This window comes from Streptomyces sp. NPDC055506 (genome assembly GCF_053643595.1).
Window position 1 is genome coordinate 13,036 of record NZ_JBSHKH010000061.1, and the last position, 21,631, is coordinate 34,666.

At 68.6% G+C, this 21,631-nt stretch carries 22 protein-coding genes and 1 pseudogene; 21 read left to right on the forward strand and 2 right to left on the reverse strand.

Going from position 1 to position 21,631, the window contains the following annotated elements; all coding sequences use genetic code 11:
* Position 1 precedes the first annotated feature (1 nt).
* From ACWIF2_RS22840 to ACWIF2_RS22900, 13 genes are all read left to right on the forward strand, one after another.
* Positions 2 to 379: a pilus assembly protein gene (locus ACWIF2_RS22840; protein WP_454362476.1), complete on the forward strand. Its 378-nt coding sequence runs from the start codon at positions 2 to 4 to the stop codon at positions 377 to 379.
* Position 380: 1 nt separating this feature from the next.
* Positions 381 to 740: a TadE/TadG family type IV pilus assembly protein gene (locus tag ACWIF2_RS22845; RefSeq protein WP_454362477.1), complete on the forward strand. Its 360-nt coding sequence runs from the start codon at positions 381 to 383 to the stop codon at positions 738 to 740.
* A 28-nt stretch (positions 741 to 768) separates the two neighbouring features.
* The gene (locus tag ACWIF2_RS22850) at positions 769 to 2,106 is read left to right on the forward strand and encodes a CpaF family protein (RefSeq protein WP_454362478.1); all 1,338 of its coding nucleotides are present in this window, start codon (positions 769 to 771) and stop codon (positions 2,104 to 2,106) included.
* 18 nt (positions 2,107 to 2,124) lie between these two features.
* Complete coding sequence (locus ACWIF2_RS22855; protein ID WP_454362479.1) at positions 2,125 to 3,069, forward strand: type II secretion system F family protein; 945 nt, start codon at positions 2,125 to 2,127, stop codon at positions 3,067 to 3,069.
* A gap of 31 nt (positions 3,070 to 3,100) precedes the next feature.
* Positions 3,101 to 3,988, forward strand: coding sequence for a DUF5936 domain-containing protein (locus ACWIF2_RS22860; RefSeq protein ID WP_454362480.1), 888 nt, complete (start codon positions 3,101 to 3,103; stop codon positions 3,986 to 3,988).
* A 637-nt stretch (positions 3,989 to 4,625) separates the two neighbouring features.
* Positions 4,626 to 5,819: a sensor histidine kinase gene (locus ACWIF2_RS22865; protein WP_454362501.1), complete on the forward strand. Its 1,194-nt coding sequence runs from the start codon at positions 4,626 to 4,628 to the stop codon at positions 5,817 to 5,819.
* 26 nt (positions 5,820 to 5,845) lie between these two features.
* Positions 5,846 to 6,826, forward strand: a complete 981-nt coding sequence (locus ACWIF2_RS22870; protein WP_454362481.1) for a response regulator — start codon at positions 5,846 to 5,848, stop codon at positions 6,824 to 6,826.
* A gap of 190 nt (positions 6,827 to 7,016) precedes the next feature.
* Positions 7,017 to 7,250 carry a hypothetical protein gene (locus ACWIF2_RS22875; RefSeq protein ID WP_397696349.1) on the forward strand — a complete coding sequence of 78 codons (234 nt, stop codon included), beginning with the start codon at positions 7,017 to 7,019 and terminating at the stop codon, positions 7,248 to 7,250.
* Positions 7,250 to 7,849 (forward strand): pilus assembly protein TadG-related protein, encoded by a 600-nt coding sequence (locus tag ACWIF2_RS22880; RefSeq protein ID WP_454362502.1) that lies wholly within the window; start codon positions 7,250 to 7,252, stop codon positions 7,847 to 7,849. The genes ACWIF2_RS22875 and ACWIF2_RS22880 overlap by 1 nt, the downstream gene beginning before the upstream one ends.
* Positions 7,850 to 7,883: 34 nt before the next feature.
* Entirely contained in the window at positions 7,884 to 8,465 is a 582-nt protein-coding gene (locus ACWIF2_RS22885; protein WP_454362482.1) for a hypothetical protein, read from the forward strand.
* A 56-nt stretch (positions 8,466 to 8,521) separates the two neighbouring features.
* Entirely contained in the window at positions 8,522 to 9,127 is a 606-nt protein-coding gene (locus ACWIF2_RS22890) for an OmpA family protein (RefSeq protein ID WP_454362503.1), read from the forward strand.
* 176 nt (positions 9,128 to 9,303) lie between these two features.
* The gene (locus ACWIF2_RS22895; protein ID WP_454362483.1) at positions 9,304 to 11,916 is read left to right on the forward strand and encodes a hypothetical protein; all 2,613 of its coding nucleotides are present in this window, start codon (positions 9,304 to 9,306) and stop codon (positions 11,914 to 11,916) included.
* Positions 11,913 to 12,980 (forward strand): hypothetical protein, encoded by a 1,068-nt coding sequence (locus tag ACWIF2_RS22900; RefSeq protein ID WP_454362484.1) that lies wholly within the window; start codon positions 11,913 to 11,915, stop codon positions 12,978 to 12,980. Before ACWIF2_RS22895 ends, ACWIF2_RS22900 begins: the two co-directional genes overlap by 4 nt.
* Here the strand turns inward: ACWIF2_RS22900 and ACWIF2_RS22905 are convergent.
* Positions 12,949 to 13,131 (reverse strand): hypothetical protein, encoded by a 183-nt coding sequence (locus tag ACWIF2_RS22905; RefSeq protein ID WP_454362485.1) that lies wholly within the window; start codon positions 13,129 to 13,131, stop codon positions 12,949 to 12,951. The genes ACWIF2_RS22900 and ACWIF2_RS22905 overlap by 32 nt on opposite strands.
* A 28-nt stretch (positions 13,132 to 13,159) precedes the next feature.
* On the opposite strand from ACWIF2_RS22905, the gene ACWIF2_RS22910 reads away from it, so the two are divergent.
* From ACWIF2_RS22910 to ACWIF2_RS22925, 4 genes are all read left to right on the forward strand, one after another.
* Positions 13,160 to 13,579 (forward strand): ATP-binding protein, encoded by a 420-nt coding sequence (locus ACWIF2_RS22910; RefSeq protein WP_454362486.1) that lies wholly within the window; start codon positions 13,160 to 13,162, stop codon positions 13,577 to 13,579.
* Between the two features lie 197 nt (positions 13,580 to 13,776).
* A complete protein-coding gene (locus ACWIF2_RS22915; protein WP_454362487.1) occupies positions 13,777 to 15,792 on the forward strand; it encodes a Flp family type IVb pilin in 2,016 nt (671 codons plus the stop codon).
* Positions 15,789 to 16,625, forward strand: coding sequence for a hypothetical protein (locus tag ACWIF2_RS22920; RefSeq protein WP_454362488.1), 837 nt, complete (start codon positions 15,789 to 15,791; stop codon positions 16,623 to 16,625). Before ACWIF2_RS22915 ends, ACWIF2_RS22920 begins: the two co-directional genes overlap by 4 nt.
* Positions 16,626 to 16,651: 26 nt before the next feature.
* Positions 16,652 to 17,410 carry a hypothetical protein gene (locus ACWIF2_RS22925; protein WP_454362489.1) on the forward strand — a complete coding sequence of 253 codons (759 nt, stop codon included), beginning with the start codon at positions 16,652 to 16,654 and terminating at the stop codon, positions 17,408 to 17,410.
* Positions 17,411 to 17,907: 497 nt separating this feature from the next.
* On the opposite strand, the gene ACWIF2_RS22930 is transcribed toward ACWIF2_RS22925, so the two are convergent.
* Positions 17,908 to 18,291 carry a DUF192 domain-containing protein gene (locus ACWIF2_RS22930; RefSeq protein ID WP_454362490.1) on the reverse strand — a complete coding sequence of 128 codons (384 nt, stop codon included), beginning with the start codon at positions 18,289 to 18,291 and terminating at the stop codon, positions 17,908 to 17,910.
* 282 nt (positions 18,292 to 18,573) lie between these two features.
* On the opposite strand from ACWIF2_RS22930, the gene ACWIF2_RS22935 reads away from it, so the two are divergent.
* The 4 genes and pseudogenes from ACWIF2_RS22935 to ACWIF2_RS22950 all read left to right on the forward strand — a co-directional run.
* Entirely contained in the window at positions 18,574 to 19,233 is a 660-nt protein-coding gene (locus tag ACWIF2_RS22935; protein ID WP_454362491.1) for a hypothetical protein, read from the forward strand.
* Positions 19,221 to 20,249: a hypothetical protein gene (locus ACWIF2_RS22940; protein WP_454362492.1), complete on the forward strand. Its 1,029-nt coding sequence runs from the start codon at positions 19,221 to 19,223 to the stop codon at positions 20,247 to 20,249. Before ACWIF2_RS22935 ends, ACWIF2_RS22940 begins: the two co-directional genes overlap by 13 nt.
* 32 nt (positions 20,250 to 20,281) lie before the next feature.
* Complete coding sequence (locus tag ACWIF2_RS22945) at positions 20,282 to 21,160, forward strand: LLM class flavin-dependent oxidoreductase (RefSeq protein WP_454362493.1); 879 nt, start codon at positions 20,282 to 20,284, stop codon at positions 21,158 to 21,160.
* Positions 21,161 to 21,210: 50 nt separating this feature from the next.
* A pseudogene (locus ACWIF2_RS22950) lies at positions 21,211 to 21,588 on the forward strand (GNAT family N-acetyltransferase); the annotation flags it as partial.
* Positions 21,589 to 21,631: the final 43 nt, after the last annotated feature.

A 21,631-nucleotide genomic window follows, 5' to 3' on the forward strand; every position in this document is an offset into this window, starting at 1 on the left:
CATGCCTTCAGGAGAGCGGGACCGGGGCCAGGTCACCATTGAGTTCCTCGGGATGACACCGACGATCATCGTGACGCTGGTAGTTCTGTGGCAGCTCGTGCTCGTGGGGTACACGTTCACGCTCGCGGGGAATGCTGCGGACGAGGCGGTGCGGGCGGGGACGGCGGCGGAGTACGACCGTGAGGGCAAGTGCCAACAAGCGGGTCTGGACAAACTGTCGGACGCGTGGCGAGCGGGCGCGGCGGTGAGCTGCGGGGGCTCTGGCTCCGGCTTCATCACCTCCGACGTCAAGCTCCAGGTCCCCGTCCTCTTCCCGGGCACGATCGCCTTTCCGTTCACGGTCAAGGGCCACGCGGGTGCGGTCGAGGAGGCGAAGTGAGATGTCGTACGACCGGAAAGTACGCGATCGCGGCCAGGCCGCCCTCGAATACCTCGGGTTCCTCCCGATCCTGCTGCTCGTCGCCATGGCGGCCGTGCAGCTCGGCCTGATCGCCTACACGGCACAGCAGGCGGGGACGGCGGCGCGGGCGGGAGCGCGCAGTGCCTCGCTGAACCCTGGAACCGCGCAGCAGGCCTGCGGGAACGCGGTCAGCGGGTGGCTGGCCGACGGGACTTCCTGCTCGCCTGCGGAATCGGGCGAGGAGGTCACGGTCACCGCCACCGTCGACATTCCGTCCCTGGTTCCCGGCTGGAACTTCGACCCGGCGCGCAAGACCGCCACAATGCCGCTCGACCACTGACCATCGGCGAACGAGGAGCACCGCACCCATGAGCCTGCGGGCACGTATCAACTCCCCCGAGGAGAACGGAAACCGGGGTGAGGACGGCCACATGGTGGCCTCGTACCGGGCCAAGCTCCTTGAGGAGATCGACCTCGCGGAGATGAGTGCGCTGGCCGCCGCCGAGCGCCGGGCACGGCTGGAGCGGGTGCTCGGGCACATCATCAGCCGCGAGGGCCCGGTCCTGTCGACCGTGGAACGCTCGCAGCTGATCCGCAGGGTGGTCGACGAGGCGCTGGGCCTCGGCATCCTGGAGCCGCTCCTGGAGGACGCCTCCATCACGGAGATCATGGTGAACGGCCCGGACGCCATCTTCGTGGAGCGCGGCGGCCGGGTGGAGCAACTGCCCCTGCGCTTCGCCTCGAACGACCAGCTCATGCAGACGATCGAGCGGATCGTCTCGACGGTCAACCGCCGCGTCGACGAGTCGAACCCGATGGTCGACGCCCGCCTCCCGTCCGGCGAGCGCGTCAACGTCATCATCCCGCCCCTGTCCCTGACGGGCGCCACCCTCACGATCCGCCGCTTCCCGCGCTCCTTCACGCTCCAGGAGCTGATCGGCCTCGGCTCGCTCGACGAGCACATGCTTTACCTGCTGGCGGGCCTGGTGCAGGCGAAGTTCAACGTCATCGTCTCGGGCGCGACGGGCACCGGCAAGACGACCCTGCTGAACGCGCTGTCCGGGCTGATCCCCGGGGGCGAACGCATCATCACGATCGAGGACTCGGCCGAACTCCAGCTCCAGCAGGCCCATGTGATCCGCCTCGAGTCACGCCCGCCGAACGTCGAGGGCAAGGGCCAGGTGTCCATCCGTGACCTGGTCCGCAACTCCCTGCGCATGCGCCCCGACCGGATCGTCGTGGGTGAGGTCCGAGGCGGCGAGTCCCTGGACATGCTCCAGGCGATGTCGACGGGCCACGACGGCTCGCTGGCCACCGTCCACGCCAACAGCGCCGAGGACGCGCTGATGCGCCTTCAGACCCTGGCGTCCATGTCGGACGTGGAGATCCCCTTCGTGGCGCTGCACGACCAGATCAACAGCGCGGTGGACGTCATCGTGCAGCTCACCCGCTTCGCCGACGGGGCCCGCCGCATCACCGAGATCGCGATGCTCGAAAGCCACGGCAGCGAGCCGTACCGACTGGTCACGGCCGCCCGTTTCGACGCTCAGCCGATGGCGGCGGACGGCCGTATCCATGGCGCGTTCGCATACTTCCCGCTCCCGCGCCGCATCGCCGACCGCCTCTACATGGCGAGCCAGCCCATTCCTCAGGCCTTCGGCGTCGCCGAGGCAGCGGACGAGCTGGCCACCCGAGAAGCCAGGTAGGAGAAGAGAGCCGCCCCCATGGAACTGCAACCCCTCATCACGCTCACCACCGGCATCACCCTGCTGACCTGCGTCCTCGCGGTCGTGGGGGTGCATTCCTACGCCATGGGCAAGGCACACCGGCAGGCACTCGTCGAGCGTCTGTCGGCCACCGGCCAGATACCGGTCGCCGGCCGTCACCGCCGCTTTCGCAACCTCGACCGCCGCCTGCGCCGAACCAAGCTGGGCAGGAAGCTCGAACTCCGCCTGGCGGCCACGGGCCTGGACATCACCCCGGGCGAGTTCTTCGTCTACATGCTCGCCACGGTCGTCGGCCTGTGGCTGATCGGCCAGGTGGCCCTGGCCCCCTTCTTCGGCCCGCTCGCGGGCCTGCTGGGCATCTGGGTGGCGGTGCAGTTCCTCAACTGGCAACGCCAGAAACGCATCGAGAAGTTCATCAACCAACTCCCTGAGCTGGCGAGGGTCTTGGCCAACGCCACCCAGGCCGGCCTGGCACTGCGTACGGCGATCGGGATGGCGGCGGAAGAGCTGGAGGCGCCTGCCGGTGAGGAACTGGGCAAGGTGGCCGCCCAGTTGGCCGTCGGCGCGTCGATGGACGACGCGCTGGGCGAGTTGGCGGACCGTCTGCCTTCCCGCGAACTCGTCGTTCTGGTCACGACGCTGGTGCTGTCGAACCGGGCGGGCGGCCAGGTGGTGAGCGCGTTGCGGAACCTGACGGAGACCCTGGAGGAGCGCAAGGAGACCCGACGCGAGGTCCGCACGCAGCTGTCCCAGGTCAACATGACGTCGTACGCGGTGCCGGTGCTGGGCGTGGGCGCCTTGTTCTTGTTGAACGCCATCGAGGACGGAGCGCTGGATCGCATGACCGCGTCGCCCGTCGGCCAGGCCTGCGTGATCATCGCGTTCGGCCTCTACGCCATCGGGTTCTTCCTCATCCGCCGCTTTTCCCGCATCGACGTCTGAGCCACCGAGTCACTGGAGAAGGAGCGCCGCGATGGGACTTCTGCTGGCACTGGTCATGGGCCTCAGCGTGTGGGGCATCTTCGCCGGCATCCGCATCTTCCGCGCAGAGGCCAGGCTTCCCGGCGACCTGGCGCTGGCCCTGGAGGTCGGTTCCTCCCGCACCAGCGCCGTGGGCTCGCTCGTCGATCGGCTCGGCATGCGGTACGCGCCTGCCGTCCTGCGTCTGATGGGACCCAAGAGAGTCGCCAAGTACCGCCGGAAAATCGACCTCGCGGGCAACCCCGGCGGTCTCACCATCGACCGCTACGCGGCCCGGCGGGCGGTATACGGGGCGATCGGCGGCCTGGGCGGTCTCATCGCGCTCAGCGAGGGCAGCCTCTTCAGCGCCCTGATCATGTTCAGCTTCGCGGCTTTCTGGGCCGAGGTCGGCATCTGGTCGGCGATCCGCATCCGCAAGGACGCGATCGAGCGGACATTGCCCGACTTCCTCGACGTCCTTGCCGTCGTGGTCAGCGCGGGACTCGGCTTCCGCCAGGCGCTGGACCGCGTCGCGTCCAAGTACGAAGGCCCGTGGGCCGACGAACTCCGCATCACCCTGCGCCAGATGGACCTCGGCATGAGCCGCCGCGAAGCCTTCGCCGAGCTGCGGCGACGGAATGACTCGGAGCAGGTGGCCATGTTCGTGACCGCGCTGCAGCAGGGTGAGGAACTGGGTGCCCCGATCGTGGACACCCTCGTCGCGCTCGCCCAGGACATGCGTCGCACGGATGCGCAGAGCGCTCGCCGCAAGGCCGCACGCGCGGTTCCCAAGGCCACCTTGATGATCACGACGTTCATGGTCCCGGCCACGATGATCCTGCTCGGCGCGGGGATGCTGCTCGGTTCCGGTACGGACTTCAGCACGATCACGGGCGAGTAGGACGGGGGGCGACAGCATGTCGACGACGAGGGAGCGGAGCAGGCTGCTGCGCCGCCGTCCGAAGCCGCCGGAGATCACGACCCCTCCGGCGGGCACGATTTTGCCGGATCACGTGAGGACGGGAGCGCCGGACATCCCGGTGACGTACGCGACTCCGGCCCTCCCGGAGGGGTGGATCCCGGCAGACGCCCAGGCCCCCACGGACCCCACCGGACTGGACGCGGGCGGGGCTGCCGTATCCGGGCGGACGGTGCGGATCAGACGGGGACTTCGGCGGGAGGGGGCGGTGGCTGGGACGGACGCCACGGCGTCGCCTGCACAGCGCCTGACCGCGGTACCGGCGAACGACCGGCCGCCGACGCGAACCGATGACCGGGCGACACCAGGCAGGCACGGCGGGCCGACGGCGGGTGCGAAGGGCCCGCTGGCGGCGGATGCCGAGGGTGGACTGAGTGCGGCCGCGAACGGCGGCGGGGACGACGAACGCACTCAACCGCCGGGGCCACACATGCCCGGCCACGAAGGCCGTAGCGGTGCGAACGGAAACCCGTATCCGGCCATGGGCCGGGTGCCCCACCGCGTACCCGCCGCTGATGACACCCCCGCCATCCCCATCCAGATCAACGCCCTCCAGGCCATGTGCCGCCAGGTATTCGGCTTCCGCCTGGCCATGATCGCCTTGGCCGCCCCCGCCGCGCTGCTCAACGCCGGCCCCGGCCTGGCCACCCGCCTGGTGGCCGCCGCGGTGGTGGTCACGTTCATGGGCTCCTACGTTCTCTTCCGAGACTGGGAACGATTCGGCCCTCTCCTCCTGCGCCACCCCTCCCTCCTGGCCGTGGACACCCTCTTCGGCTCCCTGCTCCTCATCTCCGCGGGTCCTGACAGCACCCTCGCCTACGTCAGCGTCTGCGCCCCCCTCCTGGCCGGCCTCGTCTACGGCTGGCGCGGCGCAGCCGTCTTCGCCTCACTCCAGTCGCTGATTCTCCTGCTGGTCTACGCAACCGCGGCGAACCTGCACGCCGGCTTCGCCGAGGCGTCTCTCCTCCCAGGCCTGTGCGTCATCGCCGGAGCCGTGGGCTCGAGCCTCCGCAGCCTCATGCTCCGCTTCGGCGAGGCCACCCAGGCTCTCACCACCGTCCAGGCCCGGCTCGCCGTCACGGAAGCGGTCAGCGCCGAACGCGCCCGTCTGGCACGGGAGATGCACGACTCGGTGGCCAAAACCCTGCACGGCGTGGCGCTGGCCGCCGACGGCCTGGCAAGCACCACGGGCGCTGATCGGATGAACCCGACCCTTGTCAGACAACAGGCGGCCCTGGTCGCCCGCTCCGCCCGCCGAGCCGCCGCCGAGTCCCGTGAACTCCTGGCCGACCTGCGCCGCGAATCGGACCCCGACCAGGCCACGGATGTCCTGGTCGAACTCGCCGCCCGTACCCGCGACTTCAGCACCCGTACCGGCTTCCCCGCCGTCTACCGCCCCACCGGCGAGCACTCCGTACCGCCCGTCCCGCCCGCGGTGGCCCGCCAGCTCCTCACCATCGCCTCGGAAGCCATGGAGAACGCCCACCGCCACGCGCACCCGAGCCGCGTCGACGTCAGTGCGGGCGTCCATGGCGATCTGCTCCGCATCAGCGTGTACGACGACGGACGAGGTCTCCCACCCGGAACCACGCTCGAACAACTTCGCCGGGCGGGCCACTTCGGCCTGGTGGGCATGGTCGAACGGGCCGCCTCGGTGGGTGCCCGTATCCGCGTCGGCCGCGGCGGCCACCCCCAGGGCACGGAAGTCCGCCTGGAACTCCCGCTGGCCGCCCTGACCACACCCACGGCATGACCCCACGACACGAAAGGAGGCCCCTGATGCCGGACCAACCGCTCCCACACCCTGGCGACGCACCACTGCCGCCACAACTCCCAGCACCCCCGCACCCGTTCGCGGACCTCGCCCCACCCGCACAGCAGCCGAGCCGAAGCCTCCGGGTCGTGGTCGCGGACGACAACCCCGTGGTCCGGGCCGGCCTCACCGCCCTGCTCTCCGGCCGCGCGGACATCACGGTCGTGGCGGAGGCCGCCGACGGCCGCCAGGCCTACGAGGCGGCTCATCAGCACCGCCCGGACGTCGTCCTCCTGGACGTCCGCATGCCCGGCGTGGACGGCATCTCGGCACTTCCGTACCTGGTGCAGATCGCCCCGGTCGTGATGCTGACGTACAGCAGGGAGTCGGAGATCGTCCAGGAGGCCCTGCGCCGAGGAGCGGGCGGCTACCTGGTCCACGGCGAGTTCACGGCCGACCAGCTGGTCGAGGCCGTACGGGACATCAAGGAGGGCAGGGCCCACTTCACCCCCACGGCGGCGGGAGCCCTGCTGGCCCAGCTCCGCCAGGACCAGGCACCGACGCCGCCGCTCCCCGACGGCCTTGGCCAGTCTTCGAGTGCGACTGCATACGGAATTTCCACCTCCGTAAATCCGCATACTCAATCTCAACTGTCCTCTTCACCAGTCAACTTCGGGCTGCCCCGCGTCCCGTCCCCACCCATTTCTTCAGAAAACCTTTCGCAAGTGCAACCGAATGTGGGACAGTCTTCGTCTGGGTGGACGAGTGGCCCTCCGGTCGCTCCCGACAGGTCGCGGTTCCAACTGAGTGCGAGGGAGGCGGAGATCATGGACCACATCGCGTCCGGCATGACCAACCAGCAGATCGCCGCCACCTGCTTCATCAGCGAGAAGACCGTCAAGAATCACATCAACCGCATCTTCGCCAAGCTGCACAGCACCAGCCGTTCCGAAGCCGCCGCCAAATGGATCGGCACGGCACCGGACTCAGGTCGAGGACTGGGGTGACCTGCGGTGACAGTGCGGGGGGAAGGGCGGATGGGCCTGCGGGCCCAGGCAGTCGACGGCAAGTCCCGGAAGTCGTGCTGGGCCTCGGATTGGGCCCTGGATTGGGCCCTGGGGCCCTCTGGGACGCGGGGTGTTCCGCCGTACGTTTCTGGTGCCGAAAGCGGCACTGCCGAACCCGGAGGGGATCACCATGAGCGACCTGATGCTGAAGACCGCCGTTGCGACCAAGGTTCGCGTCAACGGCTGGAAGAACACCACGGTCGAAGCCATGCAGCGCCGCGCCGGCGACAGGGGGCAGACCGCGGTGGAGTACCTGGGCATCATCGCGGTGGTCGTGGCGATCGTGGTGCTGATCGCCGGGACGAACATCGGTCAGACGATCGTCAACAAGCTGACCACGCAGATCAACAAGGTCGCTCCTTGATCCGACCTCGCAGGTACGGCGACGCAGGGCAGGCATTCCCCATCTACATCACCGTGGTGGGGAGCCTGCTCTTCCTCGCGTTCGCGTACTTTGCGGTCGGCCAGGCCGCGGTCAATCGGAACGGCGCCCAGACGGCCGCTGACGCGGCAGCTCTCGCGGCGGCCCAGGACAGGCGAGACCTACTCGCTGGCGCGTGGGTGAACGACTTCCTCGACCCGACCAAGTGGCAGGACATCTTCGACGGCAACGCCGAAGGAGTCGGGGAGTCGTGCTGGCGCGCACACCAGTTCGCCGCGCAGAACGACGCTCGAGTGGTCGGGTGCGGACCGGAGGGCCTCCTGGGCTTCACGGTTGAGGTCGAAACCAACAAGCCCGTCGGAGACTCCATCGTCCCCGGCACGGCGGAACGCAAAGCGAATGCGTCCGCCACCGCCGTGATCGAGTCCCGCTGTACGTTCAAGCTTCCCGCCGCGGACGCGGGTGACGTACTGCCGCGGCTCTCCTGCAAGGACAACAGGGACTGGGACCTGAAGCCGGGCGATCCTCCCAACGTTCTCCCGAAACCCGAGGATCTCTTCGACGTCCATCTGGCCGACTGACAACCACGAACGACGAGTTGAAGGAAGCAGAGTGATGAGCATTCGGTTCACTACGAAGGCCCGCAGGGGGGTGGTCGCGTTGACCGTTGCGGCCGGATTGGCCCTCAGCGGGGCCGGCTGCGGCGGCGGTGGAGGCGACGACGAGGAGCCGAAGCCTTCGGCGTCCGCCTCCAAGGACAGTGAATCCAAGCCGAGTGCTCAGGAGGGACAGGCCAGTGAGCCCTTGGCCGAGGTGAAGGGGCCGAGCGGCCTGCTCCTCCAGATCACCTCTGCTGAGCGTGACTCCGGTGGCTTCGTCACTGTGAACGGCAACCTGAAGAACGACGGCTCCGAGATCGTCACCATCCCAGCGGAGCTGAGTGGTAACGAGACCGAGATCATCAACAAGGGCAGGTCGTTCGGTGGCGCCACTCTCGTCGACTCGAAGGGCAAGAAGCGGTACTACGTGCTGCGCGACACAGATGGGCGTCCATTGACGACCACTGGCTTCTCGGCACTTAAGGCCGGGGAATCCATGGCTGTGTTCCTGCAGTTTCCGGCCCCCCCGGCGAGCACGACCGAAGCCACCTTCCAACTGCCGTTGTTCTCTAGTGCTGTCATCAAGATTTCCGGGTGAGGCACACGGTGACCCTTACCCATACTTCGGGCCGCGTGACAGCGCACCGTCTTTCCCTGGTCGTCGCTACCGTTACCCTCGTGATCGCCACGAACCTTTACAGCACGGTGAGCGCCCACGCTGACGAGGGCCCCAGTGTCCCCCCTGGCACCGAGGCCTCCCCCTCCGCCCCCGTCAAGGTCGACCCCAACGACCCCGACCTCAAACTCCCCGAGGGCGCCACCCTGGCCTCCGCCAAGGTCCTGGACATCAAACAGGTCGTAGAAGACCAAAGCGGCGACGAACGCCGAGAAGACACCAACGCCGACGTCAAGTTCGCCCTCCAGGCCGAAGTCCTCTTCGGCAAGGACAGCGCGAAACTCAGCGCCGAGGCGAAGTCCCGTATCTCCGCGATCGCCGAGGAGATCAAGACACAGAACGCGACGAAGATCCGCGTCTTCGGCTTCACGGACAACCTCGGCTCCTCCGCCCACGGCGACGTCCTGTCCAGGAAACGCGCAGACGCCGTACAGAACGTCCTGGACCAGGAACTGACCGACTCCGACGTCACCTACGAGGTACGCGGCTACGGCGAGCAGTACCCGATCGCGGACAACTCCTCGGAAGCCGGGCGCAAGAAGAACCGCCGGGTCGAGGTCTCCTTTCCGCGCACGGAGAGCTGAGCCACCAGCACCCACTCACCCCCATGGCCCGTCTCGCGCCACCACAGGCAGGGACGGGCTTTGCCGTTCGAGTTGGGCCAAGGGTGGGCCCGGGGGCCCATGTGTCAGTGTTCGATTCTCATTAGCGTCAGCCGGGCGCCCGCCTTGAATGCCCGCCCGCTGAACCGAGGTCACGCATGTCCGGTGCCGGTAACTCGATACCCCCGAACGGGATGTGGGGTGCGCAGAACACCCCCTCCTGGGACCGGCGTTCGCCGTTGCCACGGGAACTGGGCTGGGCGCAGGTACTGCTGTGGGTGCAGTTCGCGCTGACGGCGATGTACGTGATCACCGTGCTGTCGGTGGTGTCGTACTACTCCGGGGAGATCTTCGGGATCCTGGTGTACGACTCGCTGCCCAGTGTGGCGGGGGTCTACCTGGCCCGGCACCTGTGGCGGGGCGGGGTGTGGACGAGCCGCGCACTGATCGCCGTACAGGCGTGGATCGTGTGGCTGTCTCTCGGCACGCTGATGCACGGTGATCTGCGGGGATTCACGCAGGCGGCCATGCCGGTGGCGGTCATCGTGCTGTTGCGTCGGGCCCGGTCGCGGGAGTGGTTCGAAGCCGCTCCTCAGGACAGGGAGGAGCGGCGGGCGTTCAGTCTGGCGAGGATGATCCGCTGGCGCCGCGACGAGGGCCAGACCGCGGTGGAGTACGCGGGGCTCGTAGCGGTCGTCGCCGCGATCATCCTCGCGCTGTCGGTGGGCGGCCTCGGCGGGCGCATCGCCGACGGCATCCAGTCGGCGGTCTGCTCGGTGACGGGCACGGCCTGCGCCGCTCCGCGGGGCGATGGCACGGAGACGGGTGCGGCGGCCGGGGACGACGACGGTGCCCGCAACGGTGGTTCGGACGCCGGCGCCGGCGGCGGCAACGGCTCCGACCCGGACGGCAGCGCGGATGCGGATGGTGGCGCGGGGGCAGACCGTGGTTCGGGCGCGAACGGCGAGACGGGTGCCGAAGGCGACCCGGGCACCCAGGGCGGTTCGGGTGGTCAGCAAGGCACAGGCGCCGACGCCGGCACGGGCGGCAACGACACCGGCGGCCTTCCGGCGTCGTCCACCCAGATCATCACCCCTCAGGGCGCGGAGCCGGGCGACACGGTTCCGCTCGCTCCGGGTCCCTTCGACAACAGGTCGCTCTGGGACGACGTACATGACCAGGAACGCCACGACAGGACGTTCATGGACCACGTCCGGGGCTTCTTCGTGGCCCCGACCAAGAGCTTCCTGGCCAGCACCATGGACTTGGTCAGCGACCCCGTCGGCTCGATCAAGGACACCTGGAACGGCCTGAAGGGCTACACCACGAACTGGTGGGGCGACAAGGCCGACGAGTTGGGCGAGGAGTGGGACAAGGGGAACTACCTCTCCTCCGTATGGGGCTGGGTCAACTCGCCCGAGGACTTCGTGTCCGACCTGGCGATCGACACGTTCGTCGACAAGGAGAACTGGGAGAAGGGCAACTACGGCGCCTCCATCGGCAACACCGTGGTCAACGTCGTCGGCATCTTCAGCCCGAAGACGATCACGAAGTTCACCAAGTTCAAGGAGCTGGCCGAGGTCGGTGAAGCCCTCGACAAGGCGGCGGACGCGGCGGAGAAGGCCCGCAAGGCGGCCAAGGCGGGCGACTTCGGCGGTGCGAAGAAGGCCGCGGACGAGGCCCAGAAGCACGCCGACGAGGCGAGGAAGAAGGCCGAGAAGAACGGCAGCTGCACGATCGCGATCGGGCGCGTCCCGTACGGCGGCGGCCTGCGCGGTGTTTCGGGCTCTGGCACCGGCGTCCTGGCGGCCCCGCAGGGCGGCCGGATCGTCGTCGCCGAAGGAGGCGGCAAGGAGTGCACGGGCGACGATGCCGACGACGCGCGCCAGGCCCAGCAGGAGGCGCTGGAGGCGCGGGCCGATGTGCTGCGGGAGCAGATCAAGGCGTACAAACGGCTCCCGCAGGGCGAGAAAGTCAACCTGCAGGAGGCCCAGCTCGACAACCTGCTCAAGCGGGCAAAGGACGATGTCGACCCGAACTCCAAGGACATCAGCAAGAAGGAGGCGGCGGACGCCATCGCCGACGTCTCGGAGCTGGTGAACCAGAAGAACATCCACAACACCAGCAGGGAGAAGCTCGCCGCCAAGGTGCTGAACTCCAAGACCAAGGACCAGCTCGCCGAGAACCTCGCAGAGGCGAACGTTACGAAGCGTATGGCGCAGGACGAGGCGGCGGATGGCAGCACGGTGTACTCGGACATCGGCGACAGTGACGAGCGCAGGAAGAAGCGCGAGTCGCCGCTACGACCAGACGGCTTGGGCGGCGAGATCGACGTCACGGGAATCCCGGACGCCGACGTGGCCTACCGTGGCAAGGACGGCAAGGTGCACGTCGTGGAGGTCAAGAACACGGGGAACGCGACGACCAAGGGCTCCATAGCCACACAGGTGGACAGGCTGGGCGCGTGGCAGAGAGCGGAGCCGGGCCGCGTCGCCCGCTACGAGATCGCCTCCACCAGGGGGTGGCAGAAGATCTTCGACGGGTTCAAGCCGCCGAAGCGGGGCGAGGGTGCTCCTCCAGGAACCCCGGCCTCCAGGATGGCCCAAAATGAAGTCGGCGCCCGCATCGCCGGCCAGGAGGTGACTCCTGCGCAGCTCAAGGCCATGAACGACGCCTGGAATGCCAAGAGCGAGGCGGAGAAGTACGACGCTCTGAGCTCCGGCAAGATGAAGGATCCGAAGACCGCGATGGGGTACCTGGGGGTCTCATGACGTACGACGAGGAGCAAGCGGAGGTTCCCGAGGACCGCGCAACTGCGCTCCTCGGAGAGTTGGAGACTGCGCTCGCCGCTGCCCCGCCGAGAGACAGCGGCTGGCCGGACGAGTTGGAGGACCTGTGGGATCGGGCCCAGGAGGAGCCCGGTCTCCCGCTCACCGACGAGCAGCGTCAACACTTCGCGGCCCGGCGGGAACGCTGGGAGGTTTCGTCCAAGGTCCAACGGTTGCTGTGGTCGCTGCGGGAGGCCGTGCATCGAGGTGAGCTCCGGGCCGCCTCCCGGGCCGCCGCGCTTGCCGAGCTGGGCGTACACGCCGGTCTGGGTGGCTACGACAACATCTGGCTGCTCCGCGATCTCGGCCGCCCGCACGGCGAGCAGGTGCTGGCGCGCCTCGTGAAGGACGAGTCGGTGGCCGAAGGCGACCGTCGGGAGGCCCGCGAGTGGCTCGCGAAGCTGAGGAGACCGGACTACGAGGCACGGGCGGCTCGTCCTGCCGACGGCGAGGAGTTGCTCCTGCCCAAGGTGGTACGCGATCTGACCTGCAGCTGGGCCGGCGGATGGGAGCTGGAGGACGAACCGACACCGGAGCGCCTCGCCCAAGCGCGGGCCGTTCTCGAAGCGCTGCTGCCCGACCAACGGCTGGCCTCGGAGGAACCTCCCGAATGGGAGGGAAAGTGGCTGGACGATGCTGAGGACCGGCCCGCGTGGCTGGAAGTCGAGATGGTCCTCGTCCCCCTGATGCTCGACGCGCGGTCGGTCACGCGTGAGCGTCTGATCTGGGCCTGGTACGAGTGTGAGCGACTGGGCATCGACTTGGAGGACACGAACCCCGAGGCGTTCGCCGAGCGGTGGGCTGTGCGCATTGCCGCACATCTGGCACGGGGAATGCTCGAATGGCTGTGGCGTGAGGGCTGCTTCGCTCCCTGGGCCCTGGACCTCGCCATGCGCTACATCGACCGGAACGTCGCAGTGGCCGAGGCGACGCGACTGCTCTCCGAGGCGGCGGAGGCAGGCTCCCAGTGGGGGCCTACAGCAGGTGGTCGGCCTTCCCCGCCTTGATGTCGAGAATCAGCGCACGGAGGGCGTCCTGGCTGTCGGTGAGGTGGTGCTCCTCCTGCCCGGCGACGGCGATGTAGGCATTGCTGTCGGGGTCGGTGCCGCGATGCCTGTGGGTCCAGTGACATGTCGTGCCACCAGTCCATGTGCGCACGGTACTTGGCGAGTTGGGCGAAGTTGCCATGCCGGCGTCTGTCACCACCTGCTCGTCCCCGGCCACCCCCTCCACACCCCCGGCCCCCGAAACTCTTGCCTACAGCCTCACCCTCCCGGCCGCCCTCCAGAGCCCGGCCATCGCCCGCACCGTCACGCGGACGATCCTGCGTGCCCACGGACTTGAGGACGTGACCGACGCGGCGGGTCAAGTGGTGAGTGAACTGGCCTCGTGTGCCTGCCGCTTCACGCCCACCACAGATGTCTACGTATCACTGCGCTACAGGGAGGCGGCCCTGCGCGTGCTCGCCTGCGTGGTCAGGGCCTGCGGTGGCGACTGGGGTTTCGGCGACGCGCGTGAGCCGAGCGGCGGCACACGGATGTGGACGGTAGTGCCACGCGAGGGTGCCCGCGCCTACCTGCGCGGTGCGGGCGCGTTTGAGCGATAGGGCCTGCCTTTGGGCCCCGTTTTGGGGCTCTGGGCCCATCCCGTCCCGCAGGCCCCTCCCTACCCTCGGGCTGTGTCGTGAACCGAGGGAGGGGGCGGGGCGTGGCCTCGACCGGTGGACCAACGGGCTTCGGAGCGGGGGCAGGGGCAGGGGCCGCACCCGCATGGCAACCGCCGGGACCTGGCAGCCGACAGCCCATGCCAGGCCCGCTCGTGACCGCCCTGGCCCTCGTCCACACCCTCTTCGCGATCACGGTGCTCGGCGGCCTCAGCGTCCTGCTCACCGCGGCCTCGTACGACACCGTCGACGGCAGCCTCCTCGCCCTGACCGCCTACGCGGCAGCCCCCGGCACCCTCGGATGGTGGCTCGCCCGGCGCACCTGGGAGGGCGGGACCCGGACCAGGGCCGCCCTGATCGCCGTACAGGCCTGGCTGATCCTCGGCGCGGTGGCGAACATCCACGCGGGCTCACCGCGCGGCTTCACCCAGCTGTTCCTCCCGCTCCTCGTCCTCTACTTTCTCACCCGCCCGGAAAGCCGCGCCTGGTACCGCCTCCCCCGCCGGGAGCGCGCAGAGCGCCGCCCCTTCTCCCTGCCCCGGATGATCCGCTGGCGCCAGGATCAGGGCCAAACGGCGGTGGAGTACGCCGGCCTCGTCGCGGTCGTAGCAGCGATCATCACGGCTCTCGTCGTCAGCGGCCTGGGTCCGCAGATATACGGCGGTCTCCAGTCGGCCGTCTGCAAGGTCACGGGCACGGCCTGCCCGGCCCGCGCCACCGGGGACACGAGAACCGAAGCCGGCCCCGCCGACCAGCCCGCTCCCCAGGAGAACCCCGCCGGCACCGAGGGCACCGAAGGCCAACGGACCGAAGAGAAGGCCGAGGCCGACGAGAAGGCCGACGACAAGGACGGGAAGGCTGACGAAGAGGAGAGGGAGAAAGAGGAGGACGACGGCTGCTTCAGTGGCGTCGGCGCCTTCTTCGGCTGCACCGGCGACCAGCTCAAGCAGGTCGGCGAAGGTCTCTTCGTAGACGGTATCGGCGGCGAACTCAAGGGCATCTGGGACACCGTCACCAACCCGCTCGACACCCTGGACGGCCTCAAGGACTACGGCGGCCTCATCGCGGACCAGTGGTCGCAGGACGCCAAGGACGCCGGAGACAAATGGGCGAAGGGTGACTACCTCGACGCGCTCACCGACTGGGGCGGCGCGACCCTGAACTCCGGCGGAAAAGTCCTCGACGACATGTTCATCGGGGAAGAGGTCCGCGACCAGTGGAACCAGGGCAACGAGACCCGCGCGGTCACCGCGGTCGTCTGGAACGTCGGCTCCCTCTTCATCCCCGGCTACGGCGAGGCGAAGCTCGTAGGAAAACTCGGCAAGCTGGGCAAACTCGGGAAACTCGGCGACCTGGGCAAACTCACCGACAAGGCCGTCGACGCGGCGGACGACGCGAGAAAGGCGGCCAAGGCCGGCGACGCGGCTGCCGCACGCAAGGCGGCGAAGGAAGCCGACGAAGCCGCGGACGCGGCCGAGAAGAAGGCCCGCGAATCGGGCTGCACCATCGCCGCCCCGCCCCGCAGAACCCCGTTTGGCGGTGCCCCCGGCACCGGCACCACACTCCTGGCCGCCGCCCGAGCCGACTCCCCGTACGTCGTCCTCGCCGAGGACGGCTGCGACGAGGAGGTCAAGGAACAGGCACAGGAGGCCCGCAAACAGGCGAACGAGGCGGACAAGGCCGCCGACGGCGCCGAGCAGAGGAACAGGCCGGCCAACGACTGGCAGGCCAGGGACGACATCCCGGGCCCGGCGCGCGGCAAAGTCCTCAAGTTCCCGAACAAGCGCCACACTGTCAGCGGAGCGTCAAGCGGACAGGTGAAGGAGCACAACACGGTGATCCTCAGAGGCAACGAGGACCTGGTGCGCGCCGACATCGAGGCCATCGCGAACGGCCGCGCCACGCTCTCGCCCGACGGGAACACCTACGAGATCAACGGCCGTGCGTACGAGGTGGAGGGCAACGGAACGGTCTTCCCGAAGTCCGGCCCCGGCCTGGTCGAGATGGACCGCATCGAGTACGCGGCGCTGAAGGAGATCGCGAAAAACAAGGGCGATGCCGGCAAGTCGCAACAGCTCCAGCGGGACCCGAAGTTCGTCAACAACCCCGCGAAGGTCGAAAAGGCCAAGGCCGTCTACGACGGGACGTACAAGTGATCGGAAACCTCTTCACCGTCGCGGAACTGGACGCAGCGACCCTGCGCGATGCGCTCGCGGACGTGCTGGAGCTTCAGAACGCGACCATCGACGTCGCGGACGCGGACGCGGACCAGGAGGACCGCGACTGGGACGCTCCCGTGCTCTGCACCTTCCGCCTGCTCCCTCCTGGTGACCTCGCACTGGAACTGGACATCACCGTGGACGACGCCACGGCCGGTCCCCTTACCGAGGAAGGACTCGCACGCGGCCTGGCGGCCAGGGTGAGGAGCTCGGTCCTCCACCCCTCGGCACTCGAGCTGCCGAGCGCCTACTGGGTCGCCGTACCCGACGGACGCTCCGTCAGATGCCGTCTGGAGGCGATCGACACCGACGAGGACACGGCGTACCGGGTGGACGCGGTCGAGGAGGAGGTCCCCGACCTTCCCCGGGCAACCATCGAGATCCTCCCGGAGATCCTCGACAGAGAGCCCATCCCCACCCCCGTCTCCGACACCTTCCTCGCCACCCTCCCCCCGGGCCCGGCAGCGAGCGTCGAGGGTCAGGTGCACCACCACCTCCGCGTGTGGGAAAGACTGACCCGCCGACTCCAGTCCGACTGGGCACCTTCGGGCCACTACCGATCGGACCTGTTCCACCGCGACCTGGAAGCCAGGGGCGCACTGGGACGCCTCATTCCGGCGCTGGGCGAGACCCACGCGGACGCCCTACAGGATGCGGTCACCCGACTCGACCGCGCCTTTGGCGAGCACACCGCCCCCGACCCCGCACAAGACAACCTGGAAGCGGCCCCGTGGTGGCAGAACCGCGTCCCTCGCCACATGCCCTGGTAAGTCACTCCACGCAGCGAGGAACAACGTTGACGCGTGCGGGCAAAGAGCCGAATGCCGAGGAGACATGGGATCCGCAGATCGCGCGGTGGCGCGACCCGGAGGGTGACTACGTCCTGCCCCACGCCATGAGGTCCTTGCCACAGCCGTGGGACGAGTGCGACTGGCGCCGGATCGCGGAACTGCCCCGTACCGAGGAGCGACTCGCGGAAGCCCGGCAAGTGGTGACCGTACTCATGGAAGACCCGGAACTGGCTCCGCATGTGCCTCAGCCGCCGTCGCCCGGCCTGTTGTGGCACGTGTGGGAGGAGTTCCATCGGGCCGTAGCGACGAGCATGCCCCGCACGAGCGAGGTGACGTGGTCCGGCGTAGACGACCTCGTCCGCGTATGGCGGGACCGACCGCACCTGTATCCGTTGCCCCTGCACGTCGCGCGGCATGTCGAAGCGGCGATGCTGGCCATGATCCCGTCACTGCGGGACGACATCGCCGACTCGGTGTTCCGCTGGCTGGCTCTCGATCCCGTCCCCGGGCGCTTCGCGGACTGGGCGGTGGTCCTGGCCGAGCGTTGCGTGACCGAGGACATCGGAGCCGACTCGGCCATCGAACTGTTGGGCGCGATGGCCGGTCCAGAGGCCAAGGCTGCACTCGAGCGGCTGTCGGCGAAGCCGGGCGGCCCGGCAAGCTGGGACAACGCGGAGGCGGCGCGGAGCAGGCTCTTCGGCCTCTGCCCAGAAGCCGTGGCCAAGCCAAAGACCAAGAAGGTGCACGACGGGACCTGGCGATGATCTATGACCTGCTCCTGGTCGGCGCGCCGGTCCCGCCCGAGTCGCTGGCCAAGGCCCTGGCAAAGGCGGTACGGACAGAGGACGCCGACGTGGACGTGGCAGACCGGGACGGAGACCAGAGCCAACGCGACTGGGCCGCACCGGTCCTGTGCGGCTACGGCTGCGCGGCGACCTGTCGTCGGCCCTGGACATCTACGTAGAGGACGCCCGGGTCAACGAGACACCGCCTGTGTCCGAATTGGCGCGGCGCCTGGCGACGGCGTTGGGCATCCCCGTCCTCTACTCAGCCGAGGAGGACCTTCCTCCGTCGGCCTACGGGCTGGTCACCCCGTCAGGGCAGCCGGTCCGGGCACGGCTGTACGCGTCGGACGACGAACCACCCATGCACACGCTTGACGCGGTCGAGTCCGCGGTCGCCCAGCTACGGCACGTTCGTGTGAGTGAGCTACCGGAGACCGACGCGAACGGGGCAGCGCATAGCGACGGTGCCGGCTCGCCTAACTTCCCTTCCCCTCCACGAAAACCGCCAACTGGGCACCCTCCCGCACCCCCCACTCAGCCATCGCCCCCGCTCCCGCCTCCACCACATGCCGCGCCCGCAGCCGAGGCATCCCCAGCAGCCCCGGCCGCATGGTGCGCACAGCGATGACGCGAAGGTGTCGATCGAGATACGCGACATCGATCGGCATGCGCATACGAAAGGTGTGCACGCTGTTGGCGGGGGAGAGCAGAATCGCCCCATCGATGAAGTCCCGCCCCAACAGCCCTTTCGTGCGTGCCCCGTACGAGGTGGCGACCTCCAGCGGAACACGAACAGCCGGCCCCCCGCCATCCCCGAGCACGACCAACTCCGCATGTCCGTCCCGCCAACGCCGCGCCATACGGGCCCCCTCCGACCGCGTCACTTGTCACCTGCCACCGGCTGTCCGCCCGAACGTATCCGCAGGGGAGTAGGCCCCACATAGGCCCACGGACCCAACCCCTTTGCTGGGCCGTTTGCGCTCATCGAGTTATGCAACCGTTACGGCTCATACCGGTCGGCGAATCGCCGCTTTCTCCCCATACACCCCGCCAGTTGACAACCTTCACCCTGGTGCGGCTCCACCCCGCTGTATAGCTTTGGTTCGCTCAAGAGAAGCCTCGCCTCTGACCGGGAGCCGACCGTGAACCGCCGCCCCACCTTCCTCGCAGCGCTCACGCTGACCGCCGCTGCGGCCCTGACGCTGTCCGCGTGCGGGAGCGATGACAGCTCCAAGAGCAAGGACAACGACAAGATCGCGGGAGCCGACACGGGGGACAAGGCCTCAGCTTCCCCGAGCCCCACCGATGCGAACGCGGCCGGCCGTCCCGAGATCCGCTTCCCTTCGGACGCCAAGAACATCTTCGAGTACGAGAAGACCGGCGACGCCGCCAAGGACGCGGTCCTCAAGGACAGCACGCTGAGCACGAACTCGGTGGACGAGGCCATCCTCCAAGGGAGCACCGACACCAAGGCGCTCGGCTTCTACAACGTCGGCAAAGCGCTGGAATCGTCGATCACGTACGTCCGGCGATACATCGACGGCGGCGACACGTGGATCGGGACGACGCGCTACTTCGACTACAAGGTGACCCTGACCGGCGACAGCAAGGCCTACATCACCTACTGCTCCGACGAGAGCAAGTCCTACATCAAGAACAGGAAGACCAAGAAGGTCGACAGGTCGCCGGCGAGCTCGGACTCCTACGTGCTGTACAACACCAGCCTCACCAAGAATGCCGACGGAGTCTGGCAGACCTCCAACATCGGCTCGAGCAGGGGGAACAAGGCGTGCCAGCCGTAAGAAACTCGGCGAGAACCCTAACGGTTCTGGCGCTTGTGTGTGTCTCCGTATTCGCCTCCCAGACGGCTTTCGCCGACCGCGACAAGTACGGGAACAACGGCGATGGCCAACAACAGGCCGAAGCAGGCAAAGACGGCACCGTCTCCGTAACCGTAGGCGGCGTCGTCTTCGACCGCTCCAAGAACGGCACCGGCAACTCCACCGGCGCCCTGACGTCGACCACCTCCTGGACGCCACCGCCCTGCTGGTACGCCCCCAAGTACACCCCGGAGCAGCTGCAGAAGACCCTGGAACCGACCTGGGAAGCGGGTTCGACGGGGTACGAGTGGGACGCAGAGCAGCGCGACCGTTACGTCAACGGTCACCCGTACAAGGACTTCAACAAGGACAAGACCGGCAAGGGCTACTTCTGGGACTCGTACGTAGACGAGAGCTTCCCCCCGGGATGGGACTCCTGCGAGGAGCCCCCCTTCTGGGTGGATCAGGGCGACCCCCCGCCCGCCGATGTCGAGAACGCCGTCACTCCCAAGATCCTCGCCGACCTCGCCTACGCGGAGATTCGCGTCCCCGGCACCAAGGTCACCCTGGCACCCGCGGCCGCGACCAAGGTCAACCTGCCGACCTGGTCCTGGCTGGACGCCGCCGACTTCAAGCCGGTCTCCGTCACCGCGTCCGTACCGGTCATCGGCATCACGGCCACCGCGACCGCCGTACCGCAGTCGCTCAGGATCGAACCGGGCACCAAGGACGCCGTGACCTACCCGGCCTCCGGCGTCTGTGAGATCAACAACGGCCGCATCGGCGAGCCCTACGCCAAGGGCAAAGCCGACCAGACCCCACCCTGCGGAGTGAGATACCTGCGCTCCTCGGGCAACGGCACATACCCGCTCCAGGCCACCGTCACCTGGAAGATCAACTGGACCGGCACCGGCGGCGCGGGCGGCAACCTCCCCGACGGCACGTTCGGTGCGACGCAGGACGTCGTCGTGCAGGAAATCCAGGCCGTCAACCGCTGACGATTTCTAGGAGATCGGGTAGGAAGAGCAGCATGACCGAACTCGGCGCAGTGTTCCGTCCGCAACTCGCCCCAGAACGACTCCGCTCCGTAGCCCAGATCGCCGATGAGACAGGCCTCGACCAACTCTGGCTCTGGGAAGACTGCTTCCGAGAAGGTGGTATCTCCACCGCCGCCGCAGCGCTCGCATGGACCGAGCGGGTGCGGGTGGGGGTCGGGCTTCTGCCCGTGCCGTTGCGGAATGTCGCTGTCACGGCCATGGAGGTGGCCTCGCTGCACCGGATGTTCCCGGGGCGGGCGATCGTCGGTGTCGGGCATGGGGTGCAGGACTGGATGGGGCAAGTGGGGGCGCGGGTCGAGTCGCCGGTGACCTTGTTGCGGGAGCATCTTGTCGCGCTCCGGGCTCTGTTGGGCGGGAAGCGGGTGAGTACCCAGGGGCGGTACGTGAAGCTTGACGATGTCGCGCTCGACTGGCCGCCGGAGGGTGGGGGAGGCGGCGTGCTCGCCGGGGCCACCGGGCCGCGGTCCCTGCGGCTCACCGGAGAGGCCGCCGACGGGACCATCCTCACCGCCTCCACGAACGCCGAGGGCGTGCGCAAGGCGCGGCAACTCGTCGAGGAGGGGCGCGCCGCGGCCGGCCGGGGGACGGGGCCCCACCCCCTGGTCGTCTATCTCCTCACGGCCACCGGGCCCGACGCCGCCGCCCGGCTGCGTGCGGAGCTCACGGCCGAGGGGGACGAAGCCGTTCCGGATCTCGGGGTCGCCGGGGACGCCCGGGCCGTCGCCGAAGCCGTCGCGCGACTGGTCGAGGCCGGGGCAGACACCGTGGTGCTGCAGCCGACGGGGGACGAGCCCGACCCGGAGGGGTTCGTGCGGTTCGTGGCGGAGGAAGTGCGTCCGCTGGTTACCTGAGTGCCGTTGTCAGTGGCGGCTGCCACACTCCGGGCATGAGCGAAGACGACATGGACGTACGTCTGCGAGACGTCGTGGAAGACGATCTGGAGTTCTTCCTGGCGTACGAGCACGACCCGGAAGCCGTTCGGCGGTCGAGGTTCACGCCCCGGCCGCGCGACGCGTTCATGCGGCACTGGAAGGCCAACGTCCTCGGGGACGACACCGTCTTCGTGCAGACAGTGACCGTGGACGGTGACGTCGCCGGCAGCTTCGTCGCCTGGTGGGACGGGGACCGCCGCTTCATCGGGTACTGGCTCGGACGCCCGTACTGGGGACGCGGCATCGGCAGCAGAGCCCTGGCCCTCTTCCTGGAGCGGGAGCAGAACCGGCCTCTGTACGCCCACCCCTTCAGTGGGAACACCGGCTCCGTACGCCTGCTCGAGAAGCACGGCTTCCGCCGGACCGGCACCGTCCGGTACGGAGAGGACG

Excerpts from the sequence above, each read along its gene's own strand:
- ACWIF2_RS22840 (WP_454362476.1), top strand. The coding sequence starts at position 2 with ATGCCTTCAGGAGAGCGGGACCGGGGCCAGGTCACCATTGAGTTCCTC.
- ACWIF2_RS22845 (WP_454362477.1), top strand. The coding sequence starts at position 381 with ATGTCGTACGACCGGAAAGTACGCGATCGCGGCCAGGCCGCCCTCGAA.
- ACWIF2_RS22850 (WP_454362478.1), top strand. The coding sequence starts at position 769 with ATGAGCCTGCGGGCACGTATCAACTCCCCCGAGGAGAACGGAAACCGG.
- ACWIF2_RS22855 (WP_454362479.1), top strand. The coding sequence starts at position 2,125 with ATGGAACTGCAACCCCTCATCACGCTCACCACCGGCATCACCCTGCTG.
- ACWIF2_RS22860 (WP_454362480.1), top strand. The coding sequence starts at position 3,101 with ATGGGACTTCTGCTGGCACTGGTCATGGGCCTCAGCGTGTGGGGCATC.
- ACWIF2_RS22865 (WP_454362501.1), top strand. The coding sequence starts at position 4,626 with ATGTGCCGCCAGGTATTCGGCTTCCGCCTGGCCATGATCGCCTTGGCC.
- ACWIF2_RS22870 (WP_454362481.1), top strand. The coding sequence starts at position 5,846 with ATGCCGGACCAACCGCTCCCACACCCTGGCGACGCACCACTGCCGCCA.
- ACWIF2_RS22875 (WP_397696349.1), top strand. The coding sequence starts at position 7,017 with ATGAGCGACCTGATGCTGAAGACCGCCGTTGCGACCAAGGTTCGCGTC.
- ACWIF2_RS22885 (WP_454362482.1), top strand. The coding sequence starts at position 7,884 with ATGAGCATTCGGTTCACTACGAAGGCCCGCAGGGGGGTGGTCGCGTTG.
- ACWIF2_RS22895 (WP_454362483.1), top strand. The coding sequence starts at position 9,304 with ATGTCCGGTGCCGGTAACTCGATACCCCCGAACGGGATGTGGGGTGCG.
- ACWIF2_RS22900 (WP_454362484.1), top strand. The coding sequence starts at position 11,913 with ATGACGTACGACGAGGAGCAAGCGGAGGTTCCCGAGGACCGCGCAACT.
- ACWIF2_RS22910 (WP_454362486.1), top strand. The coding sequence starts at position 13,160 with ATGCCGGCGTCTGTCACCACCTGCTCGTCCCCGGCCACCCCCTCCACA.
- ACWIF2_RS22915 (WP_454362487.1), top strand. The coding sequence starts at position 13,777 with ATGCCAGGCCCGCTCGTGACCGCCCTGGCCCTCGTCCACACCCTCTTC.
- ACWIF2_RS22930 (WP_454362490.1), bottom strand. The coding sequence starts at position 18,291 with ATGGCGCGGCGTTGGCGGGACGGACATGCGGAGTTGGTCGTGCTCGGG.
- ACWIF2_RS22945 (WP_454362493.1), top strand. The coding sequence starts at position 20,282 with ATGACCGAACTCGGCGCAGTGTTCCGTCCGCAACTCGCCCCAGAACGA.